The 14,808-nt window shown below is 57.4% G+C and carries 14 protein-coding genes and 1 pseudogene; 5 read left to right on the top strand and 10 right to left on the bottom strand.

Translation table 11 applies throughout. The annotated features are described in order from the left end of the window. Positions 1–57: 57 nt before the first annotated feature. Positions 58–465 (bottom strand): annotated as a pseudogene (locus CCASEI_RS09540) (DUF5997 family protein); the annotation flags it as partial. A 20-nt stretch (positions 466–485) separates the two neighbouring features. On the opposite strand from CCASEI_RS09540, the gene CCASEI_RS09535 reads away from it, so the two are divergent. The 3 genes from CCASEI_RS09535 to CCASEI_RS09525 all read left to right on the top strand — a co-directional run bounded on the left by CCASEI_RS09535 (position 486) and on the right by CCASEI_RS09525 (position 3,467). After that, positions 486–1,205: a LysR family transcriptional regulator substrate-binding protein gene (locus tag CCASEI_RS09535; RefSeq protein ID WP_025387833.1), complete on the top strand. Its 720-nt coding sequence runs from the start codon at positions 486–488 to the stop codon at positions 1,203–1,205. 180 nt (positions 1,206–1,385) lie between these two features. Beyond that, positions 1,386–2,789, top strand: a complete 1,404-nt coding sequence (locus CCASEI_RS09530) for a PhoH family protein (protein ID WP_025387832.1) — start codon at positions 1,386–1,388, stop codon at positions 2,787–2,789. Between the two features lie 81 nt (positions 2,790–2,870). Then, a complete protein-coding gene (locus CCASEI_RS09525) occupies positions 2,871–3,467 on the top strand; it encodes a GNAT family N-acetyltransferase (RefSeq protein ID WP_025387831.1) in 597 nt (198 codons plus the stop codon). A 130-nt stretch (positions 3,468–3,597) separates the two neighbouring features. Here the strand turns inward: CCASEI_RS09525 and CCASEI_RS09520 are convergent, their stop codons facing one another. From CCASEI_RS09520 to glpX, 5 genes are all read right to left on the bottom strand, one after another. After that, on the bottom strand, positions 3,598–5,247 hold the full coding sequence (locus CCASEI_RS09520; RefSeq protein ID WP_038574623.1) for an MDR family MFS transporter: 1,650 nt from the start codon (positions 5,245–5,247) through the stop codon (positions 3,598–3,600). Further along, a complete protein-coding gene (locus CCASEI_RS09515; RefSeq protein WP_025387829.1) occupies positions 5,241–5,900 on the bottom strand; it encodes a TetR/AcrR family transcriptional regulator in 660 nt (219 codons plus the stop codon). The genes CCASEI_RS09520 and CCASEI_RS09515 overlap by 7 nt, the downstream gene beginning before the upstream one ends. Positions 5,901–5,989: 89 nt before the next feature. Further along, on the bottom strand, positions 5,990–6,613 hold the full coding sequence (locus CCASEI_RS09510; RefSeq protein WP_006822803.1) for a hypothetical protein: 624 nt from the start codon (positions 6,611–6,613) through the stop codon (positions 5,990–5,992). 377 nt (positions 6,614–6,990) lie between these two features. Next, on the bottom strand, positions 6,991–8,391 hold the full coding sequence (locus CCASEI_RS09505) for a class II fumarate hydratase (RefSeq protein WP_025387827.1): 1,401 nt from the start codon (positions 8,389–8,391) through the stop codon (positions 6,991–6,993). A 165-nt stretch (positions 8,392–8,556) separates the two neighbouring features. Continuing rightward, positions 8,557–9,573, bottom strand: a complete 1,017-nt coding sequence (glpX, locus tag CCASEI_RS09500; protein ID WP_006822805.1) for a class II fructose-bisphosphatase — start codon at positions 9,571–9,573, stop codon at positions 8,557–8,559. A gap of 272 nt (positions 9,574–9,845) precedes the next feature. On the opposite strand from glpX, the gene CCASEI_RS09495 reads away from it, so the two are divergent. Next, positions 9,846–10,421: a DUF4245 domain-containing protein gene (locus tag CCASEI_RS09495; protein WP_025387826.1), complete on the top strand. Its 576-nt coding sequence runs from the start codon at positions 9,846–9,848 to the stop codon at positions 10,419–10,421. Between the two features lie 86 nt (positions 10,422–10,507). Here CCASEI_RS09495 and CCASEI_RS09490 read toward each other — a convergent pair whose 3' ends face one another. The 3 genes from CCASEI_RS09490 to xseA are packed head-to-tail and all read right to left on the bottom strand — an operon-like array spanning position 10,508 to position 12,501. Continuing rightward, positions 10,508–10,891 (bottom strand): hypothetical protein, encoded by a 384-nt coding sequence (locus CCASEI_RS09490; RefSeq protein WP_006822807.1) that lies wholly within the window; start codon positions 10,889–10,891, stop codon positions 10,508–10,510. 27 nt (positions 10,892–10,918) lie between these two features. Continuing rightward, entirely contained in the window at positions 10,919–11,215 is a 297-nt protein-coding gene (locus CCASEI_RS09485; protein WP_006822808.1) for an exodeoxyribonuclease VII small subunit, read from the bottom strand. Positions 11,216–11,259: 44 nt separating this feature from the next. After that, positions 11,260–12,501, bottom strand: a complete 1,242-nt coding sequence (gene xseA / locus CCASEI_RS09480; protein ID WP_006822809.1) for an exodeoxyribonuclease VII large subunit — start codon at positions 12,499–12,501, stop codon at positions 11,260–11,262. Positions 12,502–12,586: 85 nt separating this feature from the next. Between xseA and CCASEI_RS09475 the strand changes: the two genes are divergently transcribed. Continuing rightward, a complete protein-coding gene (locus tag CCASEI_RS09475; RefSeq protein ID WP_006822810.1) occupies positions 12,587–13,540 on the top strand; it encodes a 4-hydroxy-3-methylbut-2-enyl diphosphate reductase in 954 nt (317 codons plus the stop codon). Positions 13,541–13,636: 96 nt separating this feature from the next. Here CCASEI_RS09475 and CCASEI_RS09470 read toward each other — a convergent pair whose 3' ends face one another. Continuing rightward, on the bottom strand, positions 13,637–14,794 hold the full coding sequence (locus CCASEI_RS09470; protein ID WP_006822811.1) for a DMT family transporter: 1,158 nt from the start codon (positions 14,792–14,794) through the stop codon (positions 13,637–13,639). Positions 14,795–14,808 lie beyond the last annotated feature (14 nt).

Genomic DNA, 14,808 nt, shown 5'->3' with positions numbered 1-14,808 from the left:
TTCTGGCAGCTTCGAGGTATCAACCTCGCCGCTGGCAGCAGCGGATTCGACGTCGCCCTCAGAGCCTTCAGCACTCTCAGCACGGGAGTCGGCGTGAGCGGTGCGTGCCGCGCGCAGCCAATCCGGCTGGTTCTCAAGCAGCTCCTTGACTTCAGCAGCATTGAGCGGCTTGTCCATGTCGTTCTTCTTCAAGGCAGTTACAGAAATGCCAAGCTTCTGCGCAACAATCGGACGTGGGTAAGGGCCGGTGCGGCGCAGCTCAGCGAGCCACTCCGGCGGGTTCGTGTGCAGGTCGCGCAGCTCAGCGTGCGTAATCGCCCCGTCTTGGAACTCCTGGGGCGCTGCCGGCAGGTAAATGCCCAGCTTCTTCGCCGCGGTCTGCGGGCGCATGGCGGTACCAGATGGTTGCATATTATTGTCAGTCACGTTTCCTACGGTAGCACCAAGTTCGACCGTGGGAAACATACCCGATTAAGCTAGCTGCCATGTTGCGATTGACGTTTGCTACCGGCACCGAACCAGGAAAGTGGTTCGCGCGTTTCCGCCGCGCCACAGCACACGGGGTTTTGGAGACCCTCGACGCCGATGACACAATCGCTGTGCTCTTGGCTGGCGGCGCCGATGTGGCTCTGGCCAGGCTGCCTTTAGGGGGAGTCGACAAGCGTCTGAGCGAAGACACTGTCCATATCGTGCGCCTATACGCCGAAGAACGCGGCATTGCGGTGCCGAAAGACTCCGTCTTCGCGGAGATGAAAGAGACCGTTGACCCGCGCGATGTCGCCGATGAGCACGTTAATTACCGCATTGCTGACGATGCATCCTTGGACATCGACGCCATCCGCGAGGGCCTGCAGGTAGTTGCCGCGAACGTCGGCATTGTCATTGCGCCGCGTCCTTTGCTGAAGGTGCTGTCCAAAAAGCAAGTGGTTCCGCTGGGCTTAAAAGACCCGTCCGTGCCGCAGACCGAAATCGCGCTGGTGTGGCTCAAGGACAATGATTCTGAAGCCATCCAGGACTTCGTCGGCATTGCCAAGGGCCGAACCCTGAACTCCTCGCGGCATGAAGCGCCGAAAAAGACCTCGCGCGAGAAAGCGAAGGCAAAGCAAGCCCGCCGAAGCGAGGCAACCGGCGGCGCAAAGAAGAGTAGTTCGCCAAAGAAATCTTCTGCGCGGGGCTCTCACCAGCGCAGAGGACGCCGCGGCTAGTTCGGGGCAACGATTTACCCAGAGTTCATCTTTCAACCGTGTAATTTTAATCTCACTTGCTTATGGTGGGCACTAACCGGAGAAGCTCAGGGACCTACAGAAAGGGATTTTGAGAACCTAGGTTCTACGAGCGGAGGTATTTGCCGTAACCGCCAAGCGACAAGGGAGAACCCTGCAGGCATGTTTGATTCAAACGTCAGAACCTGTTCACCGCACAGCCCAGCGCAAGACGCACATTCATTTGATGCAGTCGCACACCTGGAATCCAAGCCGAAGACCAAAACTTATGTTCTCGACACTTCCGTATTGCTCTCTGACCCGTGGGCGTTGAAGAAGTTCGCAGAACACGATGTGGTTTTGCCGGTCGTGGTTATTTCAGAGCTGGAAGGAAAACGTCATCACCCGGAGCTTGGTTGGTTCGCCCGCCAAGCTCTTCGTCATTTAGAGGGCCTGCGCGCGCAGCACGGTCATCTGGACCAGCCAGTGTCCGCGAATGAGCACGGCGGCACGCTGCACGTGGAGCTTAACCACCAGGATCAGTCTTTGTTGCCGCTGGCGTTTCGCGGAACCGAAGGCGATCACCGCATCCTCGCGTGTGCGCTGAACCTGGCTCATGAGGGCCACGACACCGTGCTGGTGACCAAGGACGTGCCGCTGCGCGTCAAAGCTGGTGCTGTTGGCTTGGAAGCGGATGAATACCACGCGCAGGACGTCGTGCTCACGGGCTACACGGGCATGGCGAACGTGCACGTGGCGCCGGGAGTCATCAATGATTTGTTTAGCGATGGGGAAGTCGTTATCGATGATGTACTGACCGATGAAGGCACCCCCGCCGGCAACTTGCCTGTGCACTGTGGCGTGACTTTGCAGGCGAACCAGCAGTCCGCGTTGGGCCGCGTGCTTGCCGATGGTTCCGTCAAGCTAGTCCGCGGCGACATCAACGCCTTCGGGCTGCAGGGCCGTTCGGCTGAGCAGCGCATTGCTCTCGATGTCCTATCGGATCCTTCGGTGGGCATTGTCTCCATCGGTGGCCGCGCCGGTACTGGTAAATCCGCCATGGCGCTGTGCGCCGGACTCGAGGCAGTCCTGGAGCGTCAAGAACACCGCAAGATTGTGGTCTTTCGCCCGATGTACGCCGTCGGTGGGCAGTCCTTGGGCTACCTGCCGGGCTCCGAATCCGAGAAGATGAACCCCTGGGCACAGGCAGTCTACGATACCCTCGAAGGTCTGGTTTCTGACAACGTCATCGAAGAAATCCACGACCGTGGCCTGCTGGAGGTTCTACCCCTGACGCACATCCGTGGTCGCTCGTTGCATGACAGCTTCGTCATCGTGGATGAAGCGCAGTCTTTGGAGCGCAACGTGCTGCTCACCGTGCTCTCGCGCCTGGGGCGCGGCTCCCGCGTTGTGTTGACGCATGACGTCGCGCAGCGCGATAACCTGCGGGTTGGCAGGCACGATGGGGTGCAGGCGGTTATCGAAAAGCTGAAAGGCCACAGCTTGTTTGCGCACATCACCTTGCAGCGCTCCGAGCGTTCCCAGATTGCCCAATTAGTCACAAATTTGCTTGAATGTGACAACTAGCGGGGAGGTGCTACCTGTGAAATTAATCGAAAAGAAAGGCCATAGATGGCATGATCAACCTACCCTGCGGATAATGAAAGGATGACCAAGCGAAGCTTTGCGATCCGCCCTTTCCGCGCGGAGGATTACCCGCAAGTACAAGACATCTACGAGCAGGGACTCATCACGGGTAATGCGTCCTATGAGCACCGCCCCCTAACGCTTGATGAGTTCAACGACGGCAAGATTTTGGACACCGTGTACGTCGCGGTGGAAGAAAATGACGATTCTAAAGTTATCGGCTGGGTTTCCGGTGCTCACATCTCACAGCGCGAGGTGCTGGCCGGCGTTGTAGAGGATTCCATCTACATCGACCCACAGGCCCAGGGTCGTGGCATTGCCGGTGGCTTGCTGGACAAGTTCATTGAGGTGTGCCAAGAAAAGGGCATGTGGGCAATTCACTCGTGGATTTTCCCGGAGAATGACGGTTCAGCCAAGCTGCACGCTTCTCGCGGCTTTGAAAAGGTTGGCACCTACAAGCACCTGGCCAAGATGACCTACGGTGAGCGCGCCGGCGAATGGCGCGATACCGATGTTTACCAAAAGCTTTTGCCAAAGCCTGAGAAAGTCGCCGCCGAGGAAGAGTTTGAGAAGACCGCTTCTGAGCGAATCAAAGCAGTAAAGCCAGTGACCACCTAAGGAAACCAACCACGAATAAAATGCTAAGCGCCCTGCAAGAATCTGAGTTCATCAGTTCTTGCAGGGCGCTTCTTTGCGTCCCGGGAAATATCGTGTCGTTCTACCCAGGAAAATCGCGAACGCGATTTTCCTATTCGATGGTCTCCTTCAGGCGCTCCTGGCGCAGTGGGAACAGCACGAGCATTGCGATGACCGCGAGTGGAACCATCATGCCAATGACTGGGGTCAGGCCGTCGTTGTAGGAGTTGAGGATGGCGTCCCGGACGGCATCGGGAAGCTCTGCGACTGCATGCGGCGTCAAGGAGTTAGCAGCATCTGCACCGGAGAACTGCTGTGCGAGCTCAGCGCCTTCCTTGCCCAAGGATGCAATAGCGTCAGGCAAACGCACGGACATTTCATCCTGCATGTTGTGGATGAACATGGAACCGACGATGGAAGCACCCAACGCGGAACCAATCTGGCGGAAGAAGTTGTTTGCTGCGGTAGCCGTACCGACCTGGGCGATTGGGAAGGAGTTCTGGACAATAAGTACCAGAACCTGCATGACAAAGCCCAAGCCCACGCCGAAGACGAAGAAGCGGACGCCAATTCCGGTCAAGGAGGTATCCACGGTCATCTGGGACATCCACCACAATGCAAACGCGGTGATTGCCAGACCGACGATTGGGTAAACCTTGTAGTTACCGGACTTTGCGATGATGAAACCGACGCCGGTGGAGACACCGATCATGCCGACCATCATTGGGATCATCATTAGACCAGCCTCAGTTGGTGTCAGTGTGTGCACCATCTGCAGGTAGGTGGGCATGTAGCCGAGCACGCCCATCATGGCCAGGCCCAGAACGGTGCCGGCGATGGTGGTCAAGACCATGTTGCGGTTCTTGAACAGCTGGACTGGAATCAGCGGCTGTGCTGCGCGGGACTCGATGAACACCGTCAGCAGGATACCGACGATGACCACTGCCGCCATCGACAAGATAGTTGGGGAAGTCCACTCATACTCACTGCCGCCCCAGGTGGTCAGCAGAATCAGGGTGCTGGTGGTGATTGCCATTGCAGCAAAGCCCATCCAGTCAAAGCCCTTGAAACCCTGCTCACCGACGCGCAGCTTCAGCACGAAGATACAAACGATGATTGCCAACAGGCCCAGTGGAATGTTGATCCACAGGCCCCAGCGCCAGCCAGGACCATCGGTGAACCAGCCGCCGAGGACTGGGCCCAGAACGGAGGAGACACCGAAAACGCCGCCCATGATACCCATAAACTTGCCGCGCTCACGTGCGGAAACAACCTCAGCCACAATCGACTGGGAAGAAATCATCATGATGCCGGCGCCGAAGCCTTGAATAGCGCGGCCGGTAATCAGTACGCCCATGCCGCTGGCGAAACCGCCAATGGCAGAACCGATAACAAAGATGGCGATACCGGTGATGTAGACCCACTTGCGGCCCATGCGGTCACCCAACTGGCCAGCCAGTGGCATTGCGATGGTCATAGTCACCATGAAGGCTGAGATAACCCAGCTCATCTGGTCAACGCCACCGAGCTCACCAACAATCGTTGGTAGCGCAGAGCCAAAGATCATCTGCCCCAAAGAGCTCATCAACATTGTCAGCATCAGCGCAGCGAAAACAATGCCAACATTATCCGCGGTCTTCTTGCCGCGGTTAGGGTCAGTTGCCGAAGGCGTAGCCATTTCAGCGTTTACCACTGGGAGTTCTTCCACAGCGGCAGCACTGGCTTGGTCGCCCGTGCTTGGGGTGGAGTTGTTAGCTACCATTCCAGTCCTTTCGTGTAATTCTTTATCAATTCCATCGACCGATAAATGCGGTCAATCATCGGCAATGTGCAGTCACGGTCCGGCCGTGACATTGCCATCCACGTTGCTTCGCGGACGAACCCACTTAGCAGCATCGCCTCAGTTCCCGGGTCCAACTCTGGGTTGAGCTGTTCCTCAGGATGCTCCGTGAGGCGCTGGGTAATGAGCTCCATAGTCTCTTGGGAGCGTTCCTTACGGAAAGCCATTGCGCGTACCGCTACGTCTGGATGTGCAAAGATCCGTTGACGGCGTTCGTGAATAACCTCATCCTGGTGGGACGCATTCAGGTGTTGCTCAATGTGCTTAACCATCAGGTGGAGGATGTTACTGCCATCAGCGTCCAAGAAATCCTCGCGCTGTTCGGCAGTCAACGGTTCCGAGGTTGCTCCAATAACAGCGCCTTCTTTGGCGCTGAAGTAATTAAAAAAGGTGCGACGGGAAATCCCGGCGGCTTCACAAATCTGTTCAATCGTTACTGCATCAAAGCTCGATTCATCAACCAAACGCGTCGCAGCATCTTCGATGCGATGCTTGGTTGCTATGCGCTTTTGCTCCCTTAACCCAAGGTCACTGCCTAGGAGGGAGTCATCTTCACTATCTTTAGTTTCTTGCATACCATGCAACATTACACGCCGTGCAAGTTTGCACCAAGTGCAATCCTTGTGAAGTTATATATCGGCGAATTACTTCATGCTTTAAATCACTATTCTGGCGCCACAACTAGCTCATCGATGTCGCGCGTCAGCGTTGCCGCGGCCTTAAGTTCTTCGTCGCCCGCCTCATTGGTTTCAAAGTACTGCGCCGAAATCTGCCCCGAGTCCTCTTCAAACTTCCAAAAACCATCAGTCACGCATTTGTTGTTTAGTGCCTGCGTGTCATATGCCGCGACGCCTTCCTCGGCGCCATCAGTCTCCATGAGCGTCAACAGCGCCTGGCAGCCCGTGGTCGGATAGACCAACACTGCAGTTTCACCAGCAAAGGAAATAACTCCGTCCCACGTATTCTCCGGACTGGCATTGAACTCACCCGCAAACGTGCCGACATATCCGCCATTGAGAATCTCCACCGGCGCCGATGAGTCAACATCGACCACCGCACGGTCAACTACCGGCTGCGCATTCGGCTCAGCATTAGAACGAATCCACGCGAAAAGCGCTGCGGCCACCGCAAGCACCACGACGACCACACCAACAATCCACATCCACCGGTCCGTTGTCTTTGAGCCGCTGTATTGCTCAAAAGAATTCTGCGTACTTTGCTCTGCTCGCTCTACCCGCTCCTGGTTGGAAAGAACATGCTTCTGCGACTCCGGTGTGTTTTCAGGCATGGCAGCAATCTTAGCCACTCACCCCGGCGACACCCGCCGCGTACCCTTCGCGCTCACGGGCGCAGGGCTTCTGGCGAGGCGGTGGTTTGCGGTGAGCGCGAAGCGCACACCCGGCAGTAAGGGATGTTGGGCCGCTAGGTTGTAGTGCTTTGCGATGCCCGCTTTGGGCCCGGTGTACCTTTCGCGCTCACGGGCGCAGGGCTTCTGGCGAGGCGGCGGTTTGTGGTGAGCGCGAAGGGGACATGGGTGGCTCAAAGGCAGGGAGGGTTGCCGGGCGAAGGGTCTTGAGGGAGTGAGGGCATGAGGGCATGAAAAAGGAGCGCCACCCGCGTAATGCGGAGGGCGCTCCTTTGGGAATCTAAGCGAAGAGGTGAGGCTTAGAAGTTGTCGCGGTCGGTGTTGGCCATGGCCAGAACATCGAGGCGCTTGTCCAGCTCTTCTTCGGTGAGCTTGTCGCCGTCAACAAAGCCGAGGTTAATAACAGCTTCGCGGATGGTGATGCCCTCAGCCAGAGCGTGCTTAGCCACCTTGGCTGCATTCTCGTAGCCGATTGCAGAGTTCAGTGGGGTCACGATGGATGGAGAAGACTCAGCGAAGGTCTTCATGCGCTCGGCGTTTGGCTCGATGCCATCGACAAGACGCTCTGCGAAAACGCGTGCGGTGTTGGCCAGCAGGCGGGAGGACTCGAGCACGTTGCGTGCCATCATTGGGATGAACACGTTGAGCTCGAACTGGCCCTGGGTGCCGCCGAAAGCGATAGCAGCATCGTTGCCAATGACCTGTGCGGAAACCTGGGTCGCGGTCTCACACAGAACTGGGTTGACCTTGCCTGGCATGATGGAAGAGCCTGGCTGCAGGTCTGGCAGGTGAATCTCCGCGAAACCGGTCAGTGGGCCGGAGCCCATCAGGCGGATGTCGTTGGCCATCTTGTAGAGGGAGACTGCAACAACGCGCATTGCGCCGGAGAACTCAACGAGGGCGTCGCGGTTTGCCTGCGCCTCGAAGTGGTTCTTTGCCTCCGACAGTTCGTTCACGCCGGTGAGCTTCTTGAGCTCTTCGGTGACCTTCGCGCCGAAGTCAGCGGAGGTGTTCAGGCCGGTACCAGCAGCGGTGCCGCCGATTGCGAGCTCGCCGAGGCGAGGGAGGGTAGCTTCGATGCGCTCGATGCCGAGCTCAAACTGGCGTGCGTAGCCGGAGAATTCTTGGCCCAGGGTTACTGGAACAGCATCCATCAGGTGGGTGCGGCCGGACTTAACAACAGCCTTCCACTCAGTAGCCTTCTTGGACAGGGACTCGTGCAGGACCTTCAGGCCTGGGATGAGGTCGTTGACAGCAGCTTCGGTGGCAGCAACGTGGGTTGCGGTTGGGAAGGTGTCGTTGGAGGACTGGCCCATGTTCACGTGGTCATTTGGGTGCAGCTCGACGCCATTTTGCTTAGCGATGGAAGCGATAACCTCGTTGGTGTTCATGTTCGAGGAAGTACCGGAGCCGGTCTGGAAAACATCGATAGGAAATTCTGCGTCGTACTTACCGGTAGCGATTTCCTTACCAGCAGCGATGATGGCGTCAGCGATCTCGCCGTCGAGTGCGCCGGAATCCTTGTTGACCTGTGCACATGCAGCCTTGAGAAGACCCATCGCGCGGATCTGAGCAGACTCCAGGCCGCGGCCGGAGATTGGGAAGTTTTCAACAGCACGCTGAGTTTGTGCGCGCCACAGTGCGTCCTTAGGAACCTGTACTTCGCCCATCGTGTCATGCTCAATGCGGTATTCAGTCATGAAATCCACCTTCTTTGTAGAGAGATTAAATCTGTTTAACTGTCATTTACCCGGCACGCATGTATCGCGCGACCGGGCAAGGCTGTACGCCTTCTAGTATGGCTAATTTTTCTCGTGCGCGCCGCCACATGTGGTACGCACTCGTGGTCTAAGCTTAGCTAAGGCTTATTCTGCTGGATCCGAGTAGTCGACTACGGAGTACTCCTGCAGCTTGGACAGCTGGTGAATGGAGTCGATGTAGCGGACGGTGCCGGACTTGGAGCGCATCACCAAAGAGCGGGTAGTGGCGGAGTTCGCGCGGTAGGAAACGCCGCGCAGCATGTCACCGTTGGTAACGCCGGTTGCTGCGAAGTAGCAGTTATCGGAAGTGACCAGGTCGTTGGTGTAGAGCACGCGGTCCAGGTCGTGGCCGGCAGCGCGAGCGCGTTCTGCTTCTTCTTCATCCTTTGGCCACAGCATCCCCTGGATTTCGCCGCCCATGCACTTCATGGCACAAGCGGTAACGATTCCTTCTGGGGTGCCGCCGATACCCATGAGCAGGTCAATGGAGTTGGAATCCTGCGCGGTGGCAATAGCGCCAGCAACGTCGCCGTCCATGATGAGGCGTACTTTGGCGCCTGCTTCACGGATGTCTTCGATGAGCTGGTCGTGGCGTGGACGGTCAAGAACAACAACGGTGACTTCTTCAGCCTTGATGCCCTTGGCCTTAGCCACAGCTTCGATGTTGTAGGCGATAGGCTTGGTGATATCCACCTTGCCCACAGCTTCTGGGCCGACGACCAGCTTGTTCATGTAGAACACAGCGGATGGGTCGTACATGGTGCCGCGCTCGGCCGCAGCGATAACGGAAATCGCGTTCGGGCGACCTTCCGCCATCAAGCGGGTGCCGTCAACTGGGTCAACCGCGATATCCATGGCGGCGCCCACGCCGGTGCCCACGTTTTCGCCGTTGTAGAGCATTGGGGCTTCGTCTTTTTCGCCTTCGCCGATGACAACTACGCCATCCATGGATACGGAGTTAATGAGTTGGCGCATAGCGTCTACGGCCGCACCGTCGCCTTCGTTCTTCTTGCCACGGCCTACCCAACGGCCGGAAGCGAGAGCTGCAGCTTCGGTTACACGCACCAGCTCCATAGCCAGGTTGCGGTCTGGAAGTTCAGGAGTTCCAGCTTTATTTGTCATCGGTTAGAAGGCCTTCCTCAATGTTTAATAGGTATAGCGTGCGCCGCAGAGCTAGGCCCTATCAGCGCCGGCATATCAAGTATGCCCACTCGCACGACCATTATTCCATGTTTCCTTAGGCAAACATTCCCGGATAGTCCCCCGAAAGAGGGAAGACTTTGCCACACTAGGCCCTGCCGCGGTGTACTTTGCCCATACTTCGCCTGCGTTCGGCTTGTATTCCTCGCCACGCGGGTTAACTATTTCTTTCAAGCCGTGCGATACTAAAGCGCATGGCTGGCGAAGATAAACCAAAGATTTTCGAGAACGGTAGGGACATGATGCTGTCCCTCGGGGTGATTGTTGTCGGAATGCTAGCGGTGGTGGGCGGCACAGGATTGTGCACCATCAACCCGGAGACTTCTGATCTTTCAGCTGTTCGCGAGGTCGATGGTGAGGCATTCTTGGACCTTGAGGCACGCGCCGCGCAAGGTGCAGCCATTCGTATTCCGGATGTTCCAGAAGATTGGGTAGCCAACTCGGCGCGCCGGGCATCGGTTGCGCAGTCGCCATCATCGGTAGTCGGCTGGGTTACGCCGCAAGAAGGTTATTTGTCGTCGTGGCAGACGCAAGTTTCGCTTGACGATGCATTGGCGGGCTTTGACGAGCACTTCCGCGAAGAAACAGAAACAATCAATATCGACGGCAAGGATGTCATCGTGGCCTCCACGGAAGAGCGCAATGTGCGCGACGTGTGGGCCTTCGATATGGAAGATGAACGCGTGCTGCTCTCCGGTACTGCATCCGAGGAAGAATTTACGGAGCTAGTCCGCGCGTTCTTGGCTGTGGACCCAGTAGAAATCGGTTAGTTAGCTAGATTCCTAGCCTAACGAACCGGATTGGTAGCGAACTCGCTAACTAACCCTCGATTTCCAGCGAATCCGTTGAGAATTCGCTACTTTTTGCGGGTGAGGCGAATCTTTTCAAGCACCTCACCGTAGTGAGCTTCCACGCCCACCTGGGTGGTCTTGTCCTGAGCTGCTTCAGCAGCAGGGCCGGAGACGCGCTCGCGGTCGACGAAGATTTCAATCTTCTCCTTCGACAACCCAGGCTCAATGGTGATAGCGCTGAGCTTGCCAACGCTGAACTCGAAGCGCAACGAACCGTTGTAATACGTCAGCTCTTGGTGGCCTTCCTCATTCGCCGAGGTGGTCTTGGTGTGCGCGGGGCCAAAGAATTCCTCGATGAGACCCACTGGGTCACCAAATTCTAATGCGCCGGCAGAAGCCGTTTTGGAGATGAAATCTACGCGGTCACCTGGGTAAGCAAAGATCTGCATGGGGGATGCGGTTCCTTTCGGTTCTAACTAGTCTTCGTCGTAATCGGAGGAGTCAGGCTGGCCGGTGGATTCGGCGGAGTCAGCGCGGGCATTGAGTGCATCTTCGACGCGCTTGGATGCGCCATCGAGGTGGTTCTCGCAGACCTTGGCAAGGGCTTCGCCGCGCTCCCAGTATTTCAGTGATTCGTCGAGGCTCATCTGGCCGAGCTCTAAAATCTTGACGGTTTCGATGAGCTCGTCGCGCGCCTGTTCATAAGTCAATGTGTCGATGGCGGGGAAGGCGTCCTCACCAGGAGTGCCAGTGCCAAAAGAATCAGTAGCCATGATTGTCTTTCTCTTAAAGAAGAAATGTTGTTTAAAAAGTGTAGTTAATCCGAAGGGCCGGAGCCCAACACCGCAGCGGACAGCGAGCCATCGCCAACACGGACGCGAATCTGCGCGCCCGGTGGTGCCTGCTGGTAGCTGGTGACCACCTCGGCATCGCTGCCATCACGTGGCAGAACCTGGACCACAGAATAACCACGCGCGAGTGTGGCCGCAGGGCCCAAAGCGCTCACCTGCGAACGCAGCGCTGAAACGCGTGTGGTTTCACGCTCGAGCATGATCTGGATGTCGCGGCGCATCGTTTGCTGCAGGCGTTGCAGCTCTTCACGCTGCACAGTAATCGGGCGCATGGGATCAGCCAGCACGGGACGCGAGCGCAACTGCGCAAGTCCGCGGCGCTCACGCTCAACCCAGCCGCGCAATGCTGCAGCCATGCGCTGGCGTGCCTCTGCGATGCGGTCATATTCCAAGGCGACATCGGGAACAACGCGCTTGGCAGCATCGGTAGGCGTGGCGGCGCGAACGTCCGCGATATTGTCCAGAACTGGGTTATCCGGCTCGTGCCCAATCGCAGAGACTACCGGAGTGTTTGCGGCAGCGACAGCACGCTGCAATGCTTCCTCAGAGAAGGGGAGAAGGTCTTCTACCGAGCCGCCTCCGCGGGCGATGATGATGACATCGACCTCCGGGTCGGCATCGAGAAGCTGCAATGCATCAACAACCTGTGCGACGGTGCCGGTACCCTGAACCGCTGTGTTAATAACCCGAAACTGCACCGCTGGCCAACGATCCTGCGACACGGCAAGCACATCGCGCTCCGCAGCCGAACCGCGGCCAGTAATCAACCCAACCTTCTTGGGCAAAAACGGCAACGGCTTCTTGCGCGCCGGGTCCGTTAAACCCTCAGCCGTCAACTGCTTGCGCAATGCCTCAATGCGCGCCAAAAGCTCACCGATTCCGACATGGCGGATATCGGTAGTCCACAAACTAAACGTTGCGCGCCCGGCATAAAACGCGGGCTTGCCGTAGACCACCACTCGGTCGCCGTCCTTCAATGGAGTGGGCAAATTGCGCACCAGATCTGTAGGACACGTCAACTGAACCGACTTCTGCTGCTCCACATCGCGCAGCGTCAGATAGGACAACTTCCAGGTCGGCTTGACGTTGATCTGCGTCAACTGGCCCTCAACCCACAAGAAACCTAGCTTCTCAATCCACCCCTTGACCTGGTCATTTACCTTGCCAACTGGCCATGGTGACTCAGGGGAATTTACGGATTGCGTCATGTGTGACCTCCCCGATTTACTTGCCGACTCTCGTGCATAGTCACCCAGTCTATTGTTATACGTGCACCTGAGATAGTCTGGGGGCATGACTGAGGCAGGAAAGAATGTTCTCCTGGCGGCACCCCGCGGCTATTGCGCCGGTGTGGATCGTGCAGTTGAGACAGTTGAAAAGGCACTTAATAAGTACGGCGCACCAATTTATGTGCGTAAGCAAATTGTTCACAACAAATACGTCGTTGAATCGTTGGCGAAGCGCGGCGTCATTTTTGTGGAAGAGGCATCCGAAGCTCCAGAGGGCGCACACCTAGTATTCTCCGCCCACGGCATTTCTCCAGCCGTGCGCAAGGAAGCTGAAGGACGCAAACAGCTGACTTTGGACGCGACCTGCCCACTGGTGACCAAGGTGCACCGTGAGGCTAACCGCTTCGACCGCGACGGCTACCACATCCTTCTTGTTGGCCACGAAGGCCACGAAGAGGTTGAAGGCACCGCCGGCCAGGCTCCAGAGGTCACCCACCTGGTGGATGGCGTAGAAGGCGTGGACAAGCTTCCACAGTGGCTTGAAAATGAGAAGCTGGTTTGGCTGTCCCAGACCACGTTGTCGGTGGATGAAACCATCGAGATTGTTAACCATCTGCGCAAGCGTTTCCCACATTTGGAAAACCCACCTTCAGATGACATCTGCTACGCAACGCAGAACCGTCAGGAATCTGTGAAGGCTATTGCTCCAAAGTGTGACCTGATGATTGTTGTTGGTTCCACGAACTCATCGAACTCCGTGCGTCTGGTTGAGGTTGCCCTGGATGCAGGTTCTAAGACTTCTTACTTGGTGGACTACGCATCGGAGATTCAGGAAGAATGGCTCGACGGCGTGGAAACCGTTGGCGTCACCTGTGGTGCTTCCGTTCCTGAGCTACTTGTTCGCGAGGTTCTCGAATTCCTCGACGACCGTGGCTTCAACAGTGTTGAGCAGGTAACCACCACGACCGAGACCATTCAGTTCTCGCTTCCACGCGAACTGCGTCCGGCACGCACCTAAGCTTTAAAAGCTCTCAGCCACGAAATCAGCTCCACCTCCCGCAGTTTGAACTGGGGAAGTGGAGCTGATTTCTTTTGTCCTTAAACCCGGCGAAGACTAGTTGCCGTACAGATCCTCATCCAGGGCACGGGGGCTGCGCTTGCGCGCATCCGCCTGCTCCGGACGTTTTGCTTCGGGGCGGCGAACCTGTGGCTCTGAAGGCTGCGCCGATGGCGAGCTTTGCGCTGAACCTCCTTGCAAAGGTCGGCGGACATCTCCAGCACGACGCAGCGGGTCGGGGCGACGTGAGGCGGGGCGACGTGGGCTTTGTGTGCCAGCTGCATTGACCGAATCATCGGTCGCATGTGGGGACTCAACGGACTGCGTGCGACGAGCGCGCTCTTGGCTGCGCTGTGCATCTGTTACGCGACGCGCAGAGCGCGAAGGGCTACCGGTACCGCGCGCAGATTCGTCACGGCCAGAAGTAGTGCGTGAACCTCCACGACGCGATTCATCCGTACGAGGCACGCGGCGAACATCACCAGCGGTGCCGCGGCGCGCCGACGACGAACGTCGGGATGGCCTCGCCGCAGCACTGCCACCAGCAATACCGGCAGCGCCAGAAGCTCCAGCAGCTGCACCCGGGGTCTCAGAGGTGGAACCCCGACGAGGTTCAGGCCGCGGTGCGCGGGAAGACTTCTTGTTACGTTCAACCAGCTCGGCCACAGAGAGGCGTTCAGTAGTTTGACGTGCACGTGAGGTGGTCTCGCGGTTGCGGCGGTCAGATTCCGCCATCGCGCGGCGGCTGACCTGTTCCTTGGAGTTGATGCTCGTCACCGTCTGCTTTGCCCGGTACACGCGGAAGATTGCGATAGCGATGCACGCTAGCAGCGTAAACGCCAAGTACGGGAAGACTTCCAACAAGGGATACGCCGAGGTTACCAGGATAGTGGTGGAAAAAGCAGGCGACCCCTCGGAAGCACTGGCGCGTGAGACTAGCCACGACGTGAAGAAAATGGCGATGCCAAAGAGCAGCGGGATGGATCCGACGGTCAAAAATAGGCCGCGAACATTGACCAGCGCACTGGCTGCGACCGCACCAAGGATAAAGCAGATCAAAAACGGCCAGCCCACGGAAGTAGTGATGGTTGAAATGATCAAACCAGTCGCGAGAGCAGCCACGATGACAGCAATACTCGTCCACACGGGCAACGCGCCGAAGCCCTTTTCGGCACGGCTACTTACTGGGTGTGATTGGGTATTGACATGGGACACGGTGAGAGAGTCTA

The organism is Corynebacterium casei LMG S-19264 (assembly GCF_000550785.1).
In the GTDB taxonomy this organism is placed as follows: domain Bacteria; phylum Actinomycetota; class Actinomycetes; order Mycobacteriales; family Mycobacteriaceae; genus Corynebacterium; species Corynebacterium casei.
This window is presented reverse-complemented; position numbering and strand designations above follow the sequence as displayed.

What these genes read in the sequence shown, in the direction of transcription:
- CCASEI_RS09535 (WP_025387833.1), top strand. Translation starts at nt 486, where the DNA reads ATGTTGCGATTGACGTTTGCTACCGGCACCGAACCAGGAAAGTGGTTC.
- CCASEI_RS09530 (WP_025387832.1), top strand. Translation starts at nt 1,386, where the DNA reads ATGTTTGATTCAAACGTCAGAACCTGTTCACCGCACAGCCCAGCGCAA.
- CCASEI_RS09525 (WP_025387831.1), top strand. Translation starts at nt 2,871, where the DNA reads ATGACCAAGCGAAGCTTTGCGATCCGCCCTTTCCGCGCGGAGGATTAC.
- CCASEI_RS09520 (WP_038574623.1), bottom strand. Translation starts at nt 5,247, where the DNA reads ATGGTAGCTAACAACTCCACCCCAAGCACGGGCGACCAAGCCAGTGCT.
- CCASEI_RS09515 (WP_025387829.1), bottom strand. Translation starts at nt 5,900, where the DNA reads ATGCAAGAAACTAAAGATAGTGAAGATGACTCCCTCCTAGGCAGTGAC.
- CCASEI_RS09510 (WP_006822803.1), bottom strand. Translation starts at nt 6,613, where the DNA reads ATGCCTGAAAACACACCGGAGTCGCAGAAGCATGTTCTTTCCAACCAG.
- CCASEI_RS09505 (WP_025387827.1), bottom strand. Translation starts at nt 8,391, where the DNA reads ATGACTGAATACCGCATTGAGCATGACACGATGGGCGAAGTACAGGTT.
- glpX (WP_006822805.1), bottom strand. Translation starts at nt 9,573, where the DNA reads ATGACAAATAAAGCTGGAACTCCTGAACTTCCAGACCGCAACCTGGCT.
- CCASEI_RS09495 (WP_025387826.1), top strand. Translation starts at nt 9,846, where the DNA reads ATGGCTGGCGAAGATAAACCAAAGATTTTCGAGAACGGTAGGGACATG.
- CCASEI_RS09490 (WP_006822807.1), bottom strand. Translation starts at nt 10,891, where the DNA reads ATGCAGATCTTTGCTTACCCAGGTGACCGCGTAGATTTCATCTCCAAA.
- CCASEI_RS09485 (WP_006822808.1), bottom strand. Translation starts at nt 11,215, where the DNA reads ATGGCTACTGATTCTTTTGGCACTGGCACTCCTGGTGAGGACGCCTTC.
- xseA (WP_006822809.1), bottom strand. Translation starts at nt 12,501, where the DNA reads ATGACGCAATCCGTAAATTCCCCTGAGTCACCATGGCCAGTTGGCAAG.
- CCASEI_RS09475 (WP_006822810.1), top strand. Translation starts at nt 12,587, where the DNA reads ATGACTGAGGCAGGAAAGAATGTTCTCCTGGCGGCACCCCGCGGCTAT.